Annotated in this window: 14 protein-coding genes and 1 pseudogene; 5 read left to right on the plus strand and 10 right to left on the minus strand. The window is 65.6% G+C overall.

Annotated features, from left to right (window positions below; all coding sequences use genetic code 11):
* Positions 1-5: 5 nt before the first annotated feature.
* Positions 6-701: a 2-C-methyl-D-erythritol 4-phosphate cytidylyltransferase gene (ispD, locus tag ABS45_RS10855; RefSeq protein ID WP_291555551.1), complete on the minus strand. Its 696-nt coding sequence runs from the start codon at positions 699-701 to the stop codon at positions 6-8.
* Positions 694-3021, minus strand: a complete 2328-nt coding sequence (locus tag ABS45_RS10860; RefSeq protein ID WP_291555552.1) for a xanthine dehydrogenase family protein molybdopterin-binding subunit — start codon at positions 3019-3021, stop codon at positions 694-696. The genes ispD and ABS45_RS10860 overlap by 8 nt, the downstream gene beginning before the upstream one ends.
* Positions 3022-3285: 264 nt before the next feature.
* Between ABS45_RS10860 and mfd the strand changes: the two genes are divergently transcribed.
* A complete protein-coding gene (gene mfd / locus ABS45_RS10865; RefSeq protein ID WP_291555553.1) occupies positions 3286-6861 on the plus strand; it encodes a transcription-repair coupling factor in 3576 nt (1191 codons plus the stop codon).
* Positions 6862-6886: 25 nt separating this feature from the next.
* Here the strand turns inward: mfd and ABS45_RS10870 are convergent, their stop codons facing one another.
* The 3 genes from ABS45_RS10870 to ABS45_RS10880 form a co-directional block, all read right to left on the minus strand.
* Complete coding sequence (locus tag ABS45_RS10870; RefSeq protein ID WP_291555554.1) at positions 6887-7954, minus strand: lipocalin-like domain-containing protein; 1068 nt, start codon at positions 7952-7954, stop codon at positions 6887-6889.
* Positions 7933-8607, minus strand: coding sequence for a hypothetical protein (locus tag ABS45_RS10875; RefSeq protein WP_291555555.1), 675 nt, complete (start codon positions 8605-8607; stop codon positions 7933-7935). The genes ABS45_RS10870 and ABS45_RS10875 overlap by 22 nt, the downstream gene beginning before the upstream one ends.
* A 65-nt stretch (positions 8608-8672) precedes the next feature.
* Positions 8673-9611: a LysR family transcriptional regulator gene (locus ABS45_RS10880; RefSeq protein WP_291555556.1), complete on the minus strand. Its 939-nt coding sequence runs from the start codon at positions 9609-9611 to the stop codon at positions 8673-8675.
* Between the two features lie 143 nt (positions 9612-9754).
* Here ABS45_RS10880 and ABS45_RS10885 point away from each other — a divergent pair, with 143 nt between their 5' ends.
* On the plus strand, positions 9755-10348 hold the full coding sequence (locus ABS45_RS10885; protein WP_291555557.1) for an NAD(P)H-dependent oxidoreductase: 594 nt from the start codon (positions 9755-9757) through the stop codon (positions 10346-10348).
* A gap of 36 nt (positions 10349-10384) precedes the next feature.
* On the opposite strand, the gene ABS45_RS10890 is transcribed toward ABS45_RS10885, so the two are convergent.
* The gene (locus ABS45_RS10890; RefSeq protein WP_291555558.1) at positions 10385-11797 is read right to left on the minus strand and encodes an MFS transporter; all 1413 of its coding nucleotides are present in this window, start codon (positions 11795-11797) and stop codon (positions 10385-10387) included.
* 93 nt (positions 11798-11890) lie between these two features.
* Here ABS45_RS10890 and ABS45_RS10895 point away from each other — a divergent pair, with 93 nt between their 5' ends.
* On the plus strand, positions 11891-14347 hold the full coding sequence (locus ABS45_RS10895) for a Tex family protein (protein ID WP_291555559.1): 2457 nt from the start codon (positions 11891-11893) through the stop codon (positions 14345-14347).
* A gap of 16 nt (positions 14348-14363) precedes the next feature.
* Here ABS45_RS10895 and ABS45_RS10900 read toward each other — a convergent pair.
* Both ABS45_RS10900 and ABS45_RS10905 read right to left on the minus strand, forming a co-directional pair.
* Positions 14364-14561: pseudogene (locus ABS45_RS10900) on the minus strand (type II toxin-antitoxin system RelE/ParE family toxin); the annotation flags it as partial.
* A gap of 102 nt (positions 14562-14663) precedes the next feature.
* On the minus strand, positions 14664-14888 hold the full coding sequence (locus ABS45_RS10905) for an addiction module protein (protein ID WP_291555560.1): 225 nt from the start codon (positions 14886-14888) through the stop codon (positions 14664-14666).
* A 184-nt stretch (positions 14889-15072) separates the two neighbouring features.
* Between ABS45_RS10905 and ABS45_RS10910 the strand changes: the two genes are divergently transcribed.
* Both ABS45_RS10910 and ABS45_RS10915 read left to right on the plus strand, forming a co-directional pair.
* Positions 15073-16182, plus strand: a complete 1110-nt coding sequence (locus ABS45_RS10910; protein ID WP_291555561.1) for a hypothetical protein — start codon at positions 15073-15075, stop codon at positions 16180-16182.
* A gap of 11 nt (positions 16183-16193) precedes the next feature.
* A complete protein-coding gene (locus tag ABS45_RS10915; RefSeq protein WP_291555562.1) occupies positions 16194-17903 on the plus strand; it encodes a multicopper oxidase domain-containing protein in 1710 nt (569 codons plus the stop codon).
* Positions 17904-18003: 100 nt separating this feature from the next.
* On the opposite strand, the gene ABS45_RS10920 is transcribed toward ABS45_RS10915, so the two are convergent.
* Together ABS45_RS10920 and ABS45_RS10925 are read right to left on the minus strand one after the other, a co-directional pair.
* Positions 18004-18171: a hypothetical protein gene (locus ABS45_RS10920; protein WP_291555563.1), complete on the minus strand. Its 168-nt coding sequence runs from the start codon at positions 18169-18171 to the stop codon at positions 18004-18006.
* 230 nt (positions 18172-18401) lie between these two features.
* Complete coding sequence (locus tag ABS45_RS10925) at positions 18402-20015, minus strand: 4-hydroxyphenylacetate 3-hydroxylase N-terminal domain-containing protein (protein ID WP_291555564.1); 1614 nt, start codon at positions 20013-20015, stop codon at positions 18402-18404.
* Positions 20016-20018: the final 3 nt, after the last annotated feature.

The following is a 20018-nucleotide window of genomic DNA, read 5'->3' on the forward strand; positions in this document are numbered from 1 at the left end:
ATCGCTCATGGTGCACGGCTCCTCAAAATGCTCTCCGCCAAGGCGAAATCCTCAGGGTAGGTCACCTTCAGATTGAGGGCGCTGCCGCGCACCAGCAGTGGCTGGCAGCTGGCCAGCTCCATTGCACTGGCTTCGTCGGTAATCCCTGCAAAACCAGCCGCCGCATGGGCCCCCAGCGCAGCGTGCAGTGGACCCAGCCGAAACATCTGTGGCGTCTGCGCCAGCCATTTGCCCTCGCGCGCCAGGGTCTGAACCGCCCGCCCGCCCTGCGCCAGCTTGAGCGTGTCGGGCAAGGGCAGCGCCAGCAGCCCGCCTTCACCCTTTGCAAGGCAATCATCGATCAGTGCATCGACCAGCGCGGGCGTGACCAGGCAACGCGCCGCATCGTGCACCAGCACCCAATCGGTGTCGGCGGCGCCGCTGGCGCGCAGATGTGCCAAGCCGTTGAAGACACTCTCGGCGCGGGTGGCGCCGCCACAATGCGTCGTTTCCACGCCCGGCTGAGCGCCCAGCGTCGCGTCACCCGGGGCCAGCACCACCAGCACCCGGCTGATCCGCGCCACCGCCGCGAGCGCCGCCAGCGTGTGCTGCACCAGCATGCGCCCGGCGATTGACTGGTACTGCTTGGGTTGCTCCGTGCCCGCGCGCGCACCGCTGCCGGCGCAGGGCACCAAGGCCATGAGGCGCGCTGGTTCAGGCATGGAGCAAGGACCACAGCCGAGCGGCGCTGAGCGGCATCTGCAGCTTTGGCGCCGCATCCGCCCGGCCATTGCGCGCAAGCGCATCGGCGATCGCGTTGACCACGCAAGGCGTCGCGCCTATGGTGCCCAGCTCGCCCACGCCCTTGACGCCCAGCAGGTTGTTGGCGCAGGGGGTGGACTCGTCCATTTCCATGTGGAAGTCGCAGGCAAAGTCCTGCGCACGCGGCGCGCAGTAATCCATCAGACTGCCAGTGAGCAGCTGCCCGGTCTCGCCGTCGTACACCAGGCGCTCCATCAGTGCCTGGCCTATGCCCTGCACCGCGCCACCCACCAGCTGCCCGCGCACGATGGTGGGGTTCACCACACGGCCGATATCGTTCACGCCGGTATAAGCAACGACCTCCACCGTGCCGGTCTGCGGGTCAATCTCCACCTCGCTCACATGGGCGCCGTTGGGCCAGGTCGGCCCGGCCACGGTGTGGGTGTGTTCGACGTAGATATGGCGGCCCGCCTGCTTGCCCGCCAGTGCAAACAGATCAATGCCACGATCGGTGCCGGCGACGGTGAAACGCGCGGCCTCGTAGCGGATATCGGCCTCCGACACTTCAAGTTCCGTGGCAGCGAGTTTTCTGGCCTCGTCCACCGTGCGGCGTGCACCCGTGAGCATGGCTGAGCCACCGGTAAACAGGGAGCGCGAGCCCGCCGTGCCAAAGCCGTTGCCGCGATCGGTGTCGCCCAGCACCACGCGCACCTGCTCGATGGGAACATCAAACGCATCAACCACCAGCTGCGCCAGCGAGGTGGCGATGCCCTGACCCATCTGGTTCACGGCCGAATACACCTCGATCACGCCGCCGGCCTGCACGTCGACAGTGACGCGCTCCTCGAACGCATTACCCCCGGTCCATTCCAGAAACGTGGCGATGCCCAGCCCGCGCCACAACCCACGCGCCCTGGACTGCTCCGCGCGCGCCTCGAACCCCGCCCAGTCGGCCAGCGGCAGCGCCTGGTCCAGCACATGCTCGAAGCGCCCGGTATCGTAGGTCTGCCCCATGGGGTTGGTGTAGGGCATCTGCTGCGGCCGGATGAAATTGCGCCGGCGCAGTTGCACCCGGTCGATGCCCGTCTGGCGCGCGGCCTCGTCCATCAGACGTTCGATGTTGAAGATCGCCTCGGGCCGACCCGCGCCGCGATAGGCACCGGTGGGTGCCTGGTGGGTCAGTACGGCACGAAAGTGAAAATCAATCACCGGCACGTGATAGACGCTGGTCTGCACCCAAGGGCCGATCAGCAACTGGATGACGACACCCGTTGTCAGCGCGTACGCACCCACATTGGCATGCGAATGCACGCGCAGCGCGAGGATGGCGCCATCGGCATCCAGCGCCAGCTCGGCATGCGCCTGCAGATCGCGCCCGTGCATGGATGAGAGGAACTCCTCACTGCGGTCCGCCGCCCAGCGCACCGCACCACCCGTGGCGCGCGCCGCCCAGGCGATCACCGCATCCTCGGGGTAGGAGCCGGTCTTCATCCCGAAGCCTCCGCCCACGTCGCCCACGCGCACGCGCACCATCTCGGGTGCCAGGCCGAGGGTGCGTGCCACATTGGCGCGCACCGCCGTCGGCATCTGCGAGGAGATGTGCATGTCCAGCCGCGCCGCCGTCGCATCCCAGGCGGCGCGCACGCTGCGCGGCTCCAGCGTCAGCGCGGCCACGCGCTGGTGCGTCAGATCCAGATTGACCACATGCGCCGCGCTTGCAAATGCCGCAGCTGCGGCTTGCGCGTCGCCATGGCGAGCCTCGCAGGCAATGTTGTCCGGCGCCTGCGGCGTCACCATCGCTGCTGCGCCCAGGGCCTGCTGCAGCGTGGCCGCGGCGGGCAATGGCTCGTAGTCCACCAACACGGCCTCTGCCGCGTCGCGCGCCTGCTGCTGCGTATCGGCCACCACCACCGCCCAAGCCTCGCCGACGAAGCGCACCGTATCCACGGCCAGCGGATAGCGCTGCGGCGTGGCACAGGCCGTGCCATCCGCACGCTGAAATGGCGCTCCGATCTGCATCGCAGGCACGCCCGCGGCTTTCAGATCCGCGCCGCTGAAAACCCCGCGCACACCGGGCATGGCGCGCGCCTGTGCGGCATCCACGCTGCGAATGAGCGCATGCGCATGGGGTGAGCGCACGAACACCGCCCAGCCATCGCCCGGCCGTTCAAGATCGTCAACATAGTGGCCGCGACCTTGCAGCAATGCCGCATCTTCGACGCGCTGCACGGCGCGCCCGCTGCCAAAGCGCGTCGCAATGGGCGAAGTGGAATCAGTCATAAGGTGAATGTGCAGCCCTCACGGGCCACCAATGCAGATGCAATGCCCTGACTATAGGGTGTCAGGCAGCCTGCCGCAGGCCGTGCGCCGCGCGATGGCCATCGACCGCGCCAAAAACTGCATGTTTGATAGCTGCGCGCGCTTATGGGTAAAGCGCAATTCCGGTTTTTCATTCAAAACCGGCACTCCTGTCCACTGGCCTAAAATGGCGCACCCACACCCCCCGTCCTCACCGCCGGGGGTTTTTGCCGTTTTCAGCCCGTCATGCAACTCCCTACCCTCGCCGCCGGCAAACGCTTCACCCTCCCCCGCCCCGTCGGCAGTGCCGATGCCCTGCTGCTGGCGCGCCTGGCCGAGCGCGCGGCCAGCGGCAAGCAGCTCACCGCCATCGTCTGCGCCGATGCCTTCGACGCGCGCCGCCTGCTCGATGAGATCGCCTTCTTCGGGCCCGAGCTGCGCTGCGCGCTCTTCCCCGACTGGGAGACGCTGCCCTACGACCACTTCTCGCCGCATCAGGACCTGATCAGCGAGCGCCTCTCGACGCTGTGGCGCATCAACCAGGGCGAGGTGGACGTGGTGCTGGTGCCCGCAACCACCGCGCTGTACCGCCTGGCACCACCCGCATTCCTCGCGGGCTACACCTTTCATTTCAAGAGCGGGCAAAAGCTCAACGAGGCCAAACTCAAGGCGCAGTTGACGCTGGCCGGCTATCAGCACGTGGCGCAGGTCGTGGCGCATGGCGAATACGCGGTACGCGGCGGGCTGATTGACCTGTTTCCCATGGGCTCCGCGCAGCCGCTGCGCGTGGATTTGTTTGACGACGAGATCGACTCGATCCGCACCTTCGACCCCGACACGCAGCGCAGCCTCTACCCCGTGCCCGAAGTGCGGCTGCTGCCCGGGCGCGAGTTCCCGATGGACGAGGAGGCGCGCACGCGTTTCAGAAACCGCTGGCGCGAGCTGCTCGAGGGCGACCCGACCAAGAGCCGCATCTACAAGGACATGGGCGCGGGCCTGGCCACGGCCGGCATCGAGTACTACCTGCCGCTGTTCTTCGAGCAGACCGCCACCGTCTTCGACTACCTGGGCGAGGCCGCGACGCTGGTGCTGCACGGCGATCTGGAAGCGGCGTTTCAGCGCTTTTGGCAAGACACGCGCGAGCGCCACCGGCTGCTGGCGGGTGACCCAGAACACCCCGCGCTGCCGCCGGAGGCGCTGTTTCTCACGGCCGAGCAGTTCTATGGCCAGGCCAAGGCGCATGCGCAACTGGCGCTGCGGTCTGCTGGCGACGCGGACTTGCTCCCTCGCCCCTCTGGGGAGAGGGGCCTGGAGGCAGCACCAGCACTGGTGGATACGGGGGCAGCCCCCACCCCTGCCCTCCCTCAGCGGGGGAGGGAGATCAACACGGAATTCGCGCCGTTGCCGGATCTGACCGCCGTGCGCGGCGCCGAAGACCCGATTGCCAAGCTGCACGCCCACATCGCCCGCACACCACACCGCGTGCTGCTGCTCGCCGAGAGCGATGGTCGGCGCGAGAGCCTGCTGGACTTCCTGCGCGCCAGCCACCTGAACCCGCCCGCCTTCGATTCGCTCGAAGAATTCCTCGACGCGCGCGGCGAGCGCGTGGGCATCGCCACCTCGATGCTGGCTTCAGGTTTTGCCTGGCAAGAGGAAGGCATCGACTTCGTGACCGAAACCGAGCTGTTCGCCGCCACCGGTGGCGGCGCGCGCAGGCGCAGAAAGCAGGAGCAGACCAGCGATCTGGAATCCATGATCAAGGACCTCGCCGAGCTGCAAATCGGCGACCCGGTCGTCCATGCCCAGCACGGCATCGGCCGCTACCGGGGTCTCATCAACATGGACATGGGGCAAAAAAACCCCGACGGCAGCCCGGCATTGCAGGAATTTCTGCATCTGGAATACGCCGACAAGGCCGTGCTCTACGTGCCGGTGAGCCAGTTGCAGCAGATCAGCCGCTACAGCGGCATTGCACAGGACGATGCGCCGCTGCACAAACTCGGCGGTCATCAATGGGAAAAGGCCAAACGCAAGGCGGCGGAACAGGTGCGCGATACCGCCGCCGAGCTGCTCAACATCTACGCCCGCCGCGCCGCGCGCGAGGGCTTTGCCTTCCGCTTTTCACCGCAGGACTACGAGGCTTTCGTTGCCGACTTCGGTTTCGAGGAAACCGCCGACCAGAACGCCGCGATCCACGCCGTGATCCAGGACATGATCAGCCCGCGCCCGATGGACCGCCTGGTCTGCGGCGACGTGGGTTTCGGCAAGACCGAGGTCGCCTTGCGCGCGGCCTTCATCGCGGTGACCGACGGCAAGCAAGTCGCCCTGCTGGCCCCCACCACGCTGCTCGCCGAGCAGCACTATCAAACGCTGGTGGACCGCTTCGCGCGCTGGCCGGTCAAGGTGGCGCAGGTCAGCCGCTTTGCCTCGGGCAAGGAAGCGGCGGCGGCGCTCAAGGGCCTGGCCGAAGGCACGGTGGACATCGTCGTCGGCACGCACAAGCTGCTCTCGCCCTCGACGAAATTCAAGAACCTGGGGCTGCTCATCATCGACGAGGAACATCGCTTCGGCGTGCGCCACAAGGAGGCGATGAAGGCGCTGCGTGCCGAGGTCGATGTGCTCACCCTCACCGCGACGCCAATCCCGCGCACCATGGGCATGGCACTCGAAGGTCTGCGTGATCTGTCGGTGATCGCCACCGCGCCGCAGCGGCGCCTGGCGATCAAGACCTTTTTGCGCGAGGAAAACCAGGGCGTGATCCGCGAGGCGGTGCTGCGCGAATTGAAGCGCGGCGGGCAGGTGTACTTCCTGCACAACGAGGTCGAGACCATAGAAGAGCGCCGCGCACGCCTGCAAGAGGTGCTGCCCGAAGCGCGCATTGCCGTCGCCCACGGCCAGATGCCCGAGCGGCAACTGGAGCACGTGATGCGCGACTTCATCGCCCAGCGCACCAACGTGCTGCTGTGCTCGACCATCATCGAGACCGGCATCGACGTGCCCACGGCCAACACCATCCTGATCAGCCGCGCCGACAAGTTCGGCCTGGCGCAACTGCACCAGTTGCGCGGCCGCGTCGGGCGCAGCCACCACCAGGCCTATGCCTACCTGATGGTGCCGGACGTCAAGGGCCTCAAGGGCCACGCGGTGCAGCGCCTGGAAGCCATCCAGCAGATGGAGGAACTGGGCAGCGGCTTTTATCTGGCGATGCACGACCTGGAAATCCGCGGCGCCGGCGAGGTGCTGGGCGAAAACCAGTCCGGCAACATGATCGAGGTCGGTTTTCAGCTCTACAACGAGATGCTGAGCGAGGCGGTGCGCAGCCTGAAAGCCGGCAAGGAGCCCGACCTGCTCGCCCCGATGCAGGCGACGACCGACATCAACCTGCACGCCCCGGCGCTCTTGCCCAGCACCTATTGCGCCGACGTGCACACGCGTCTTTCGCTGTACAAGAAGCTGGCCACCGCGCGCACCGCCGATCAGATCGACACGCTGCTCGAAGAAATCGTTGACCGCTTCGGCAAGCTGCCCGCGCAGACGCAAACCCTCATCGATACCCACCGCCTGCGCGTGCTCTGCGAGCCCTATGGCATCACCAAGGTGGATGCGGCGCCGGGCGTGATCAACATCACTTTCATCCCGCAGCCGCCTATCGACGCCATGGCCATCATCCGGCTGGTGCAGAAAAACCGCGACATCAAGCTGGCGGGCAACGAGAAGCTGCGCATCGAGCGCACCTTGCTCGAACCCGATCAGCGCGCGCAGATGGTGCGCGACGTGCTGCGCAGCCTGGGGCAGCCGCAGCGCGAAGCCGTGGCCGCCTGAGGCCGCTGCGTGGCAGGGCGAGGGCCTACAAACCCTTGCACTGCCCCATTTCCTGCTCAAGCTGTGCCGCATTGGCCAGCAGCATCTCGCCGCACTGCTTGGCCTGTGCCTCGCCAAGCTTGCGCCGCTCCAGCAAACCCAGCATCGCCGGTGTCGCCGGAATGCCCGCCAGTTTGAGCATCTGCGCCCTGCCGTCGGCGTAGCCTGTCGATTCAAGAAAGCCCCGGCCCACGTCCTCGCCCTGGGCGTTTTGCAGGTACACCGCGCCCTCGGAATACTGCAAGCCCATGGCAAACCAGCCCTGCTGCCCGGTCTTGACGATGGGCACCATCTGCACCACGCGGCGCTCGGCAGGCACCGGCGCATCAGCGTCGAAGACGATGTTGACGTGGTCGGGATACCAGGTGTGGGTCACGTCATAGGGCGGGTAGCTCACGCTGCTGCGTATCCATTGGCTCACTTCGATGTGGCCCTTGACGGCGCGTTTGCTGCCGTCCTTGTCGATGAACAGGCCGTTCATAGCCGCCGTCATCGTGCCCAGCGGGTTGGCGCCGGTTTGCTCATAAAACCCGGCGTTCTCAGCCGTGTGCAGCGCGGCCAACCCCATTTCGGTGTTGTCGTCGAATTGCAGCATCATCCAGTCCCACCCACCCGGCCCCGGTGCCTTGGCCAGCTCCATCGTGCGTGTGAAGGCGCGCACCAGCTCGTTGCGCGGGTTGCCGTCGGGCAGCATGCCGGTGCCGTACTGGTGGTCATACCAGAACTTGCCACTCGCCAAGTCGACCTTCTTGCCGTCGATCTCGACCCAACTGCCATCGGTCACGCGCAGATTGGGCACCGAGTAGTACAAGGTACCGACGCCGCCGCAGGCCGGGCTCAGGCCGTCGGCGCCATTGAGCACATAGCCCTTGGTCTGGCTCAGGCCCAGGTTGAGCGCCAGCTCCACCGGCTTGTCGCCCGCCTCGTCCAGCCCCCAGGCGCGCAAATCGATGGGAAACAGGCTGTCCTTCTGACGCGAGCGCATGTGGTTCTTGCCCTGCTCGTAGTTGAACGGTGCCTCGCTGAAGTTGATCAGGCCCGTGGTGCCTGCCACCACATAGGGCTTGCGCGGTAGTGGCGCCCGTCGGCGCGGCTCACCGCCAGATGCATCTCCAGCACCTGGTTTTCCAGATCCGACAAACTCGCCGCCTTGGCCATCGCCGGCGGCAGCAGCGCGTAGTGCCAGAACATCATCTGCACGCCGAATTCCTCGCCATCCTGTGCGTAGGCGCTGCCGACGAAGAAATGCCAGCCGACCTGGAATTGATTTTGCGGCGCATCGTCCCTGGGGAAGGAGAACTGGATCGCCTTGGGAGTCTCTTGATACCCGCGCGAGCTGGTCGGCCCGAGCATCAAATCCATCGCATAGGCTTGCTGCCCCGAAAGGCTGCCGGCAAAACCTTTGAGCGCCTTGTGCCGGTCGGTGTAGTCGGGTGAACAGCTGTCGGGGTTGGCGATCAAATCATCCAGGAAAGCCTGGGTGCGGCTGCCGCGCGCATCGGGCAGGTTCTTGGCGCTGTAGAGTTTTTGCACGACCTCGGCGGGCATCTTGGCTTCGTCATAGCTCTTCTGCCACAGCACCCGGGCGACGTTTTCCTGCGTGTCCTTGGGCAGGATATTGATGTCCGAGGTCGATGAGCCGCCGCAAGAAACGAGTAGGAACAGCAACGAGGCACATACCGCAGCAGCCAGATGGCTTTTCTTCATGGCGACCCCTTTTGTAACTTTTCCAAACAGAGATCAAGTGTAGGGGGCTTTCCTGTGAATGCGCTTCACATTCCGCCGATCTTCGGCTGGGTCTCGCATGAACCGCCCATATGCGACGGCATCACCTCGCCCAGGAAGTCCAGAAAGCTGCGCACCGCCGGCGACATGCCCCGGCGCGAGGCAAACACCGCATGCACGATGGCGCGCGGCTGGCTCCATTCGGTTAACAGGCGCACCAGGCGGCCGTCGCGCAGCTCGGGGGCGACCATGTAGTCCGGCAGCCAGCCCATGCCGGTGCCGGCCATCGCGGCAAACTTGAGCGAGAGCAGATCATCGATCACGCAGCGCGGCGTGATCTCCAGCGTCTGCGCCTTGCCCTGCGGGTTGATCAAGCGCACGCTCACCCGCCCGTCACCCGCGGACGGCATCAGTACATCCATGTGCGCCAGGTCTTCCAGCACCTTGGGTGTGCCTTGGCGCCGCAGCTGCCCCGGGCTGGCCACCAGCACCTGGCAAACCTCATCCAGGCGTTTGACCACCATAGAGCCGCTGTCTTCCAGCGAGGCACGCACGCGCAGCGCCACATCCACGCCCTCTTCCACCAGGTTCACGACGCGGTTGGTCACCTGCATTTCCAGCCGCACCTCGGGGTAGCGATCCAGATAAAACGGCAGTTGCTGCGCCAGCACCGTTTGCGCCAGCGTCACCGGGCAGGTCACGCGCACCGTGCCGCGCGGCACGGCCTGCACCTGCGCCACCGCATCGGCCGCCGCCTGGGCCGATTCGCGCACCGCCGTGCAATGCGCGAGGAAAGCCTGCCCCGCGTCGGTCAGCGAGAGCGTGCGCGTGGTGCGCTGCAACAAACGCACACCGAGCTGCGCCTCCAACTCCGAGATGCGCCGCGACAGGCGCGACTTGGGGATACCCAGCGCCCTTCCTGCGGCCGCAAAACTGCCACGCTCCGCCACCTCGGCAAAGTACAGCATGTCGTTCAAATCGTGCATGGTTCTATTTTCAGGACAATCAAACGCAAATACCACTATCAATAATGCATAGGCCCACGTTTGATAATACTGTCCATGCAAGTTCCCGGGTTAACCCGATGGCTTGTACATCCCATCACAGCCGCCATTCGAAGGAGAAACACATGAACAAGGTCAAGCTCGCCATCGTCTACTACAGCGCCTATGGCACCAACCACGCCATGGCGGAAATCGCCGAGCAGGCAGCCAAGGCGCTGGGCGCTGAAGTGCGCCTGCGCAAGGTGCAGGAAACCGCGCCGCAAGCCGTCATCGATACCATCGCGCCGTGGAAGGAGTTCCAGCAAAAGACGGCAAATGTCGCCGTGGCAACGCCGGACGATCTGGTCTGGGCCAACGCCATGCTGTTCAGCGCCCCCACGCGTTTTGGCACCGTGGCCAGCCAGGTGCGGGCGTTCATCGACACGCTGGGACCGATCTGGCAGCAGGGCCATCTGAACCGCAAGCCCGTCAGCATGATGACCAGCGCGCAGAACCTGCACGGCGGTCAGGAGACCACCACCACCGGTATGTACACCACCTTCGCCCACTGGGGCTCCATCATCGTGCCGCCGGGCTTTACCGACGGCGTGATGTTCAAGGGCCGCGGCAACCCCTACGGCGCCAGCAACACCATGGGCGCGGTGGACGATGAGGTCAAGGACATCATCACCTACCAGACCAGGCGCCTGGTGGAAGTGGCCGGCAAGCTGGCCGCGTAAATCGGCACAGCCGCCGGCTGCAGCGGGGCGTGGTGATCACCACGCCCCCTTGTGTTCCGGCACTCTGGGCACCAGCACCAGCAGCGCGGTCGCCACCACCACCGCGGCCACCACATAAATCCAGGCCTGCGCCATGCCCGGGTCGTCCACGGCAGCCAGCACCGCGGTGGCGAGCGAGACGAGCAAGATCGTGCCCCCCTGCATGAACATCGAGCGGATCGCCGCCAGCGACGAGGCGTTTTCCGGTGCCAGTTGCAGGCCGGCGTTGCGGCTGGCCGGGTTGGTGATGCCCATGCCCACGCCCACCAGCACCGCCGAACCTGCCAGCCACCCATAGGGCGACGCGCCCGCCTGTGGCGGCACTGCCAGCAGCAGCAAGCCGGCTGCGACACACAAGCCGCCCAGCGCGATCGGCCCGCGATACCCGGTGCGCCGTATCACCACCACCGCCAGCACCGAAAACACCACCGAAGCCAGTCCCTGCGCCACCAGCAGCGTGCCCGAGGACAGCGCGCTGATGCCGTAGCGGTTGGTGGCGTACAGCGGTGCCAGCGCAATCGCCCCCACCGGCAGCCCGCCGATCAGCACGTTCACCAGGTTCACCACGCCAAAATCCGGCCCGAACAGCAGGCGCGGCGCAATGAAGGGCTGAGCCGAGCGGTGCAGATGCCGTACGAAGGCCCAGCCCGCCAGCACCGCCACCAAGAGCGGCACCCAGACCTGCGGTGCAATGAAGCCCACACCGCGCTCGCCCAGATAGTTCACCCCCAGCATGCCACCCAGCACGCAGGCTGCCATCAGGCTCATGCCGACGATGTCCAGCGGCTCATCACTGCGATGGTTCTTGCGGTCGTGCGGAATCAAGCGCCACGCGGCCAGCATGATCGCGATGCCGATAGGCACGTTCACCAGAAACACGCCGCGCCAGTGCCAGTACTCGACAAACAGCCCGCCAAAGATCGGCCCCACCATCGCGCCAATCGGGAAGATGCTGCCAAACAGGCTCACCGCCCGGTCGCGCGCACTGCCGAAGTGATCGACGATGATGCCCGTCGCTGATGGCGTAAAACCCGCGCCACCAGCCGCCTGTACTACGCGAAGCGCTATCAATAAATAGATATCGTTGACCATCCCGCAGGCCAGCGAAGCGAGCGTGAACACCAGCACCGACACCAGAAACACCCGCCGCCTGCCATAGCGCTCGCTGAGTTTGCCGGTGATCGGCACCGCGACCACGAACCCGAGCGCATACGCCGTCAGCGTCCAGCCCGCCCAGTTGATCGTGGTGTTCAGGCCCAGTTGCATCGCGTGCAGCGCGGTGGCAACGATGGTCGAATCGAGCGACATCATCAGCAGCGCCAGCGCAATCACGATGAAGATGCGCACCCGCGGCACCTCGCTTGCCATGTCAGGTGTGGTGGCCGCCTGCGCTTTGTCTTCTTCTTGCATCGCCGGAGTGTGCCCGAGCGCGGCCCACCGTGCCTGCCGCGCGGGCATCCCATGGCAAACTTGCCGGTTTTCCCGGTTTCTCTCTCTTCTCCCATGCAACCAATCCTGCGGCAGATCGCCGCTGAAATCCACGCCTCCGAATCCCAGGTCAAGGCGGCTGTCGAGCTGCTCGACGGCGGCGCCACCGTGCCCTTCGTCGCCCGCTATCGCAAGGAGGTGACGGGCGGGCTGGACGACGCCCAGCTGCGCGAACTGGAGACGCGCCTGACCTATCTGCGCGAGCTCACTGAACGCCGCGCCGCCATCCTCAAGAGCGTCGAAGAGCAAGGCAAGCTCACGCCCGAGTTGCGCGCCGCCATCGAGGCCGCGCCAACCAAGCAGGAACTTGAAGATCTCTACCTGCCCTACAAGCCGCGCCGGCGCACGAAGGGCCAGATCGCGCGTGAATTCGGCATGGCGCCCCTGGCGGATGCGCTGTTTACCGATCCGGCGCTGGATCCGCCCACCGCCGCCCTGCCCTATGTAAAAGCAGAAAAAGGCGAAGGCGGTGAAGATTTCACCAGCGTGCAAGCGGTGCTCGACGGCGTGCGCGACATCCTTTCCGAGCGCTGGGCCGAGGATGCGGCGCTGGTGCAAAACCTGCGCGAATGGCTCTGGGGTGAGGGCTTGCTGCAAAGCCAGCTCGTCGCCGGCAAGAACGAGGCCGACCCCGAGGTCGCCAAATTCCGTGATTACTTCGATTACGACGAACCCATCGCCCGCGTGCCCAGCCACCGCGCGCTGGCGGTGTTTCGCGGGCGGCAGTTGGAAATTCTGGATGCCAAGCTGGTGCTGCCTGAGGTTCTCTCTCCCTCCCCCTCTGGGGGAGGGCCGGGGTGGGGGCCAGCGAAGGCGGCGCCTTCAGCGGGCCAGCCCCCATCCCCGCCTTCCCCCAACGGGGGAAGGAGTCACGCACCCAGCCTCGCCGAAGGTCGCATCGCGCTGCACCTGGGCTGGAGCCACCAGGGCCGCCCTGCCGATGACCTGCTGCGCAAATGCGTCGCCTGGACCTGGCGCGTCAAGCTCAGCCTGTCACTGGAACGCGACCTGTTCGCGCGCCTGCGGGAAAGCGCAGAAGCCGTGGCCATCAAGGTCTTTGCCGACAACCTGCGCGATCTGCTGCTGGCCGCGCCCGCCGGGCCCAAGGTGGTGATGGGGCTCGACCCCGGCATCCGCACTGGCGTCAAGGTGGCGGTGGTGGACCAGACGGGCAAGCTGCTGGAAACCGCCACCGTCTACCCGCACGAGCCGCGGCGCGATTGGGACGGCAGCTTGGCCACCCTGGGCCGCCTGGCGCAAAAGCACGGCGTACAGCTGATTGCCATCGGCAACGGCACCGCCAGCCGCGAGACCGACAAGCTGGCGGGCGAGTTGATTCATTTGATGCAAAAAATGCCTCCAGCGCAAGCGGGACATGCGTCAGAAGCTATACAAAAAGTAGTTGTCAGTGAGGCTGGCGCCTCGGTCTACTCTGCCAGTGAGTACGCATCACAAGAGCTGCCTGACGTGGATGTGAGCCTGCGCGGCGCGGCCAGCATTGCGCGCCGCCTGCAAGACCCGCTGGCCGAGCTGGTGAAGATCGACCCCAAGAGCATAGGCGTGGGCCAGTACCAGCACGACGTGAACCAGAGCCAGCTCGCGCACCAGCTCGGCGCGGTGGTCGAGGATTGCGTCAACGGCGTGGGCGTGGACCTGAACACCGCCAGCGTGCCGCTGCTCTCGCGTGTCTCCGGCCTCACCGCCACCACCGCCCGCGCCATCGTGCGCTGGCGCGAGCAGCACGGCGCCTTCGCCAGCCGCCAGCAGTTGCTCAAGGTCACGGGTCTTGGCCCCAAGACCTTCGAGCAATCCGCCGGCTTCCTGCGCATCCGCGATGGCGAAAACCCTCTGGACGTGACCGGCGTGCACCCGGAGACCTATCCGGTGGTCGAGCAGATCATCGCGCGCACGGGCAAACCGATCGAGCAGATCATGGGCCGCGCCGAGCTGCTCAAGGGTTTGAAACCCGAACAGTTCATCACGCCACAGTTCGGTGCCATCACCATCAAGGACATCTTGCAAGAGCTGGAAAAACCCGGTCGTGATCCGCGCCCGGATTTTCAGGTGGCACGCTTCAGCGAAGGCGTGAACGAGATCACCGACCTCAAGCAAGGCATGGTGCTGGAGGGCACGGTGAGCAACGTCGCCCAGTTTGGCGCCTTCGTCGATCTGGGCGTGCACCAGGATGGTCTGGTGCATGTGAGCCAGCTTGCCAATCGCTTCGTGAGTGACGCACGCGAAATCGTCAAGACCGGCCAGGTCGTCAAGGTCAAGGTACTGGAAGTAGACGTGGCGCGGGGGCGCATCAGCCTGACGATGAAACTCGATGCGGCTCCCGTGCGGCGCGACGCGCCGCGCGAGAACCGCTATGAAGCAGCGGGGCGCGGGCAACAACGCCACGCACCACGCGATGTCCAGGCGCCTTCGGCCATGGCTGCGGCGTTTGAGAAGTTCAAGGGGCTGCGGGATTGACGGCCACTTGCCGAGGTTACAGGCTCCTGCCTCGCTCGCGCCAATATCCCGGCCGCCGACTCTGATGGGCGACGGCCAGCACCAGAATTTCCTGATCGGTGGTCACGTAGATGATGGAATACGGAAAGCGCCGCATGACCAGGCGCCGCTTGTCACGCAACCACCTTCCTCCGAGCAGGGGGTGTTGCAGCAGCAGTGCCATGGCGCGTTCAAATTCGCCAAGAAAAAACCTGAGCCATCAAGGCGCCAGCGCGATCCCGGTAGTACTCGGCAGCTTCCCGCAGATCGGCTGCTGCCTCCGGGTGCAGCGAATACATCACTGGTATTCGGCTTTCAACTGCGCCAGTGTTTCCGCTCCCGGGAGAGGCGATGCCACCGCACTGACCAACTCCACATGGCGTCGCTCGACTTCCGCTGCCCAAGCGGTCTCGACGTCAGGATCAGTGTCCAGGCTCGCGATCAGCTTCTCGACCAAGCGGGCACGCTCGATGGCAGGCAGGTTCAGAGCCTGAGCCTGCAGCGCTTCTACGGTCTGTGACATGGCTTGCACCTCCAGGGAATGACTTCCATATGGCGTGCAGTTTACGAGTGTCGCGCGTTTCACTGTGCCGGTGTTTGCTCAGGTCCGTCACCATCGGTCGTCCCGCGCTGCATCGGCAAGGCCAAAAACCATCGTCTGTTTCTTCCTGATCACTGTTTCTACGGTACAAACAGCGACACCAAACATGACAGGAGGCTCCATGGGCATCACCCAGCTCGCTGCCGGACGGGATCGTTCGGTCGTGCTCACCAACAAGGGCGAGGCATGGGCCTGGGGCGCCTTGCGCACTTGGGACGCCAGCGCGCCGACAAACCTGCAGCCACCCGAAGGCGAGGTATGCAGCAGCGATCCGGCACTCGTGGGCCACAACCGCTACGCCCAGCCACATGCCTTGCTGCTCAATGCGGCAACCCCTTTTGCCCTGATCGCCGAAAGCCACACGCAAATCCTGGCGGTGTGCCGCGCAGGCAATGCCTTTGCCTGCAAGCCCGTGGTCGATCCGAGACGCGGCGCAATCCACCAGCGGCTGGCTGGCCTGCCTGCTTCCATCGCACAACTGGCAGCCACCGCCAGCGTTGGCCTGGCGCTGGATGGCAAGGGAACGGTATGGTCCTGGGGACCCTCGAACCACGGTCAACTTGGACGCGCTGCACAGGCCTGGCTTGCGGGGCCAGGTGCCGTCACGGGCTTGCCCGCCATCGCCCGGCTCGCCGCTGGCAATGCCCACGCTCTTGCGCTGGATTGCCAAGGCGCCGTCTGGGCCTGGGGCGCGAATGCCGCCGGTCAGCTGGGCAACGGAACGCTGACGGAAAACAGGGAACCCACCCAGATAACACTCCCTAAACCCATAGCGCAGATTGCTGCCGGAGACACCCACAGCCTTGCGCTCGATGCCAGTGGCCAGCTGTGGGCCTGGGGCTCCAACCAGCACGGCCAGACGGGGCTGGCGGGCAGCGCCTACTACACACAACCGCAACGCGTGCCACTGGATTTTCCGCTGGCATATCTCGATGGCGGCATGTTCTACACCGCAGCGCTCTCCTCTCAGGGCGAGGTGTTTGCGTGGGGTTGGAACGGGCTGGGGCAGACAGGACACAGCACAAATACCTCAACGCACCAGCCTGCCCGTATTTCCGGGCTCAAGCACATGACCCTGCTGGCCGCAGGTAGCGGCCACCTGCTGGCCAGCGACGGCCAGCGCGTGTTCGCCTGGGGTGACAACCGCAGCGCCACCTGCGGCACATCGGCAGCCCAATCCTGCATCCGCTCCCCCAGACCGATCACGCTTGCGTGAGGAAGACCGCCATGCGCACCACCACACCCTCTCTGCAAGACCCCGACCGCCGCAACGTTCTGCGCTGGGCTGCCGGCCTTTGTGCTGGCTACGCCGTCACCCAGATCAGCGCATGCAGCGCCTCGGGCACGCCAGACACCCTGCCCGAACCCACCAACCTCAAGGCCAGCAGCGGCCTGCTGGAGCTCACGCTCACCGCCAGCTACGCCCCGCGAGATCTGATGGCCACCACCGATCCCCAAGCCGCGTGGCCCGGCCAGGCCAGCCGCATCCAGACCAGCCTGCGCAGCTACAACGGCGCCAGCCCTGCGCCCACGCTGCACCTGAACCAGGGCGACACGCTGCGCGTGAAACTGGTCAACGATTTGCCGACAAACATTGCAGGTCAGTCGTCGCTCGGCTACCTGAACTACCAGAACAGCACCAACCTGCACTTTCATGGTCTGCACGTGGATCCGAAAGAAATCCGCCCCGGCGTCTTTGGCGACTACGTGGTGGACACCGCCGAGGCGGGCGTTCGACCCGGCAGCAGCCGCCAGCACGAGATCACGCTCCCCCTGGATCACACCAACGGCATCTACTGGTACCACCCCCACCTGCACGGCGCCACCAACATCCAGGTGAACAACGGCATGTTCGGCGCCATCATCGTGCATGACGCCAAGGACCGCTTCGCGCAGTCGCCCGACATCCGCGAGCGCGTGATCTTCGTGCACAAGATGAACCTCAACGCCAAGGGCCGATCCGACACCTTCTACGACGCGATGGTCTACACGCCCACGGCCTTCATGCTCAATGGCGCCTACCAGCCCACCATCGTGATGCGCCCCGGCGAGGTGCAGAACTGGCACTTCATCAACAGCGATTCCTTCTACCCCTTCAACCCGGTGCTCGACGAGCACACGCTGTGGCACTACGCGCGCGACGGCAATGTGTTTGCCAAGAAATTCCGTTCCATCAACCTTGAAACCTCCACGCAGTATCAAGGCACCCAATGGCCCGGCAACCTCATGTACCCGGGCAACCGCCACTCCGTCATCGTGCAAGCCAGCAGCACGCCGGGCACCTACTTCCTGCGCTCGATGAAGGCACCGTCGAGCGACCGCGACAGCGAAGAAATCGTTGCCCGCATCGTCGTGGAAGGCGAGCCCATGAGCACCGCTCTGCCGCGCGCGCAAGACCTGCCCGTGTATGCCGAGCACCGCCCCATCACCAATGAAGAGCTTGCCAGCGGGGGTGGCCAGACTCGCAACCTGGTGCTGGCCGTGCTGCGCAAGGGCCATCCGCGGCTGGCCAGCCCCATTCCCGCTGGCGAGGAATGGTTCATTCCGCCCGAAGACGGCAAGAACGACAACGCCGACTTTGCCTTTACCGCGGGCATTGCCGGGCAAGGCCTGGCACCGGTTCAGTCCTCGCTCTCCGTCACCCAGACGGTGGCGCTGGGCGCGGTGGAAGAGTGGACGATCCAGAGCATGAACTTCTACCCGCATCCGTTTCACATCCACGTGAACGACGCCTGGGTGGTGAAGGTCAACGGCGAGGCAGTCGAGCCCTACTGGACGGACACCATCCCCATCCTCTGGGGCGGCTCAAGCGACAAGCCCACCTCCATCACCTTTCGCATGCGCTTTACCGATTTCACCGGCAAGTTCGTCTGGCATTGCCACGCGCTGGACCATGAAGACATGGGCATGATGGAGCTGGTCGAAGTGGTCGCCTGAACGAAACAGGCGCTGCAAACAGAACGGGCGCCTCGTCGGCGCCCGTCTTGCTTCATTGCTTGCCGAACCTCCCTACCATCCAGGTCATGGTGCGTCCGATTCAGGCCGCGTCACATCGGTGTTCAAGGTAGCCTGAGCCACAGCCCATCAGTTCCATCAGCGCATGCTGCAGGTGCTCGGCCTCAAGGGTTTCCGGCTGGCCATCGCCACCCAGCGCCTGCTCGCGCTCTGCATACGCACGCACCGCGTCGATCATGGTGTGCGCCATATGGTCGGCATCCACTTCGCCGCGCAAAGAACCGTGGCGCGACCGCCACCGCCTCGCCAATCGCCGAACGCATGCGGGCTATCTGCCCGCTTCCGGAATCCGCTGTCATTGCACACCGTCCTCACATCGCTTGAGTACCGAGGCATTGTGCGCCGCATCGGCGCTCACCCGCAGCGCAGCCACAAAACCTGCGAAGGCCGCGGTGTCTTGCGCCGCCGAGACCCCGGATATCAATGTCGATTGCGCTGCACCGTGAGCGGCGCCATGATGCCCTGCCCTGGTGCCGTGCAGCCGTTGTCGCAGCACTTGCCAGGTTCGCGATTTTTCGTGATCGGTCGGTTGGCATCGTGCACCACGCCGCGCTCCAGCAGGCGCTCGACCAGTTCCACCTTGCTGCCCACGGGGTAGTTGCGCCAGATCTCCTGCTTCATCGCCGCCGGCGAGCCTCCGCCGTGCAGGCTGATGAGCGAGTACCAGCCGCCCTGATAGGAGGCGGTGAGGTCCTCGATGAGGCGCGCGGCCTCGATGCGCTTGTCGTAGGGCACGGCCGGGTTGGCGCGCAGTACGTCCGCCAGCTTCGCCGCCGTCTCGGGATTGTGGTCCTCATCGGGCCCCGGCAGCGCCACGATCAGGCCGCCCGAGACCTCGTGCGCCAGGCGGTGCATGTCGTAGATCTGCGTGGCCAGCAGCAGCTTGCCAATGTTGGCGAACACCGGCTCGGGCATGAAGGTTTGGCTGTATTTGTCGGGGGCGGCATAGACGCTTGCCGCCACGCCGCAGGCATAAAAGCCCTCGACAATCTTGATGAGCTCCACCATGGGCTCGCGCAGGCTGCTGACCTTGCCGAGGTCGGGCACGCCATTGGCCTCGCACATCAGCGCGCCCGCGCCGATCAACAGGTCACCAAAACCCGCGCGCGCCGCAATGCAGCTGTGGCGGTGGTGCGTGGCATAGCTGTAGGTGAGGATGTGGCTGCGCTCCCAATCGTTGGCATAGAACACCCGCTCCCACGGCACGAAGACTTCCTCGAACAGCACCACGGCCGTGGACTGACCGTATCTGCGCGAGAACAGCGGTGCGCCGTGCTCGGGCTGCTCGCCCGGGCGCCCCGCCACGCGCGAGACGATGGTGATGCCCGGGGCATCCACCGGCACGGCACAACACACCGCAAACGCTGCGTCCTGCGGGCCCATGTTGCGGCTCGGCATGACCAGCAGCTCGTGCATGTAGGGCGCGCCGGTGACGATAGCCTTGGCACCGCTGATCCAGATGCCCTTGCCGTCCTGGCGTACCACATGCACATAGGCATCCGGGTTGGCCTGCTCGTGCGGCTTCTTCGTTCGATCGCCCTTGGCATCGGTCATCGCGATGCCAATGGCCAGATCGTTGTCCTGCGCATGCACCAGGTAGTTGCGAAAGCGGTCCCCCGCCTCATGGGTGCCGGTGGCGTCATCGATCGCCGCGCAGGCCTGCGCCAGGCCGTTGAGCCCGTCGTGCGCCAGATAGCGCTGGGCGCAGCCCGTTTCCTGGCACAGCACGCGCACCGCCTCAAGCTTGTTGAGCAGGTCACCCGCGGCTTCGTTCACATGCAGCATGCGCGGCACCACCTTGCCACGACTGGTCTGCGTCGCCAGCGCGATCGGCGCCAGCTCCTCGCGCAGCGCAAAGTCGTAGGTGTAGGCCAGTGCATTGACGCCCGGCGCGAGCTGCGGCGCATCGGCCACGCTCTCGATCCGCCGGCCATCGACGAAAACACGAGGCGCAAGCCGCCTGAGCGACTCGCGGTAGGCGTCGCCGGACATCAGCGGCACGCGCGTTGGCAAAGGAGCTTCAGTGGTTTCCATTCC

The sequence above is a fragment of the Comamonas sp. SCN 65-56 genome (assembly GCF_001724135.1).
Classification (GTDB): domain Bacteria; phylum Pseudomonadota; class Gammaproteobacteria; order Burkholderiales; family Burkholderiaceae_C; genus Comamonas_C.

What these genes read in the sequence shown, in the direction of transcription:
- ABS45_RS10920 (WP_291555563.1), bottom strand. Translation starts at nt 18,171, where the DNA reads ATGGCGCACACCATGATCGACGCGGTGCGTGCGTATGCAGAGCGCGAG.
- ABS45_RS10890 (WP_291555558.1), bottom strand. Translation starts at nt 11,797, where the DNA reads ATGCAAGAAGAAGACAAAGCGCAGGCGGCCACCACACCTGACATGGCA.
- ABS45_RS10910 (WP_291555561.1), top strand. Translation starts at nt 15,073, where the DNA reads ATGACAGGAGGCTCCATGGGCATCACCCAGCTCGCTGCCGGACGGGAT.
- ABS45_RS10885 (WP_291555557.1), top strand. Translation starts at nt 9,755, where the DNA reads ATGAACAAGGTCAAGCTCGCCATCGTCTACTACAGCGCCTATGGCACC.
- ABS45_RS10925 (WP_291555564.1), bottom strand. Translation starts at nt 20,015, where the DNA reads ATGGAAACCACTGAAGCTCCTTTGCCAACGCGCGTGCCGCTGATGTCC.
- ABS45_RS10880 (WP_291555556.1), bottom strand. Translation starts at nt 9,611, where the DNA reads ATGCACGATTTGAACGACATGCTGTACTTTGCCGAGGTGGCGGAGCGT.
- ispD (WP_291555551.1), bottom strand. Translation starts at nt 701, where the DNA reads ATGCCTGAACCAGCGCGCCTCATGGCCTTGGTGCCCTGCGCCGGCAGC.
- ABS45_RS10860 (WP_291555552.1), bottom strand. Translation starts at nt 3,021, where the DNA reads ATGACTGATTCCACTTCGCCCATTGCGACGCGCTTTGGCAGCGGGCGC.
- ABS45_RS10915 (WP_291555562.1), top strand. Translation starts at nt 16,194, where the DNA reads ATGCGCACCACCACACCCTCTCTGCAAGACCCCGACCGCCGCAACGTT.
- ABS45_RS10895 (WP_291555559.1), top strand. Translation starts at nt 11,891, where the DNA reads ATGCAACCAATCCTGCGGCAGATCGCCGCTGAAATCCACGCCTCCGAA.
- ABS45_RS10875 (WP_291555555.1), bottom strand. Translation starts at nt 8,607, where the DNA reads ATGAAGAAAAGCCATCTGGCTGCTGCGGTATGTGCCTCGTTGCTGTTC.
- mfd (WP_291555553.1), top strand. Translation starts at nt 3,286, where the DNA reads ATGCAACTCCCTACCCTCGCCGCCGGCAAACGCTTCACCCTCCCCCGC.
- ABS45_RS10905 (WP_291555560.1), bottom strand. Translation starts at nt 14,888, where the DNA reads ATGTCACAGACCGTAGAAGCGCTGCAGGCTCAGGCTCTGAACCTGCCT.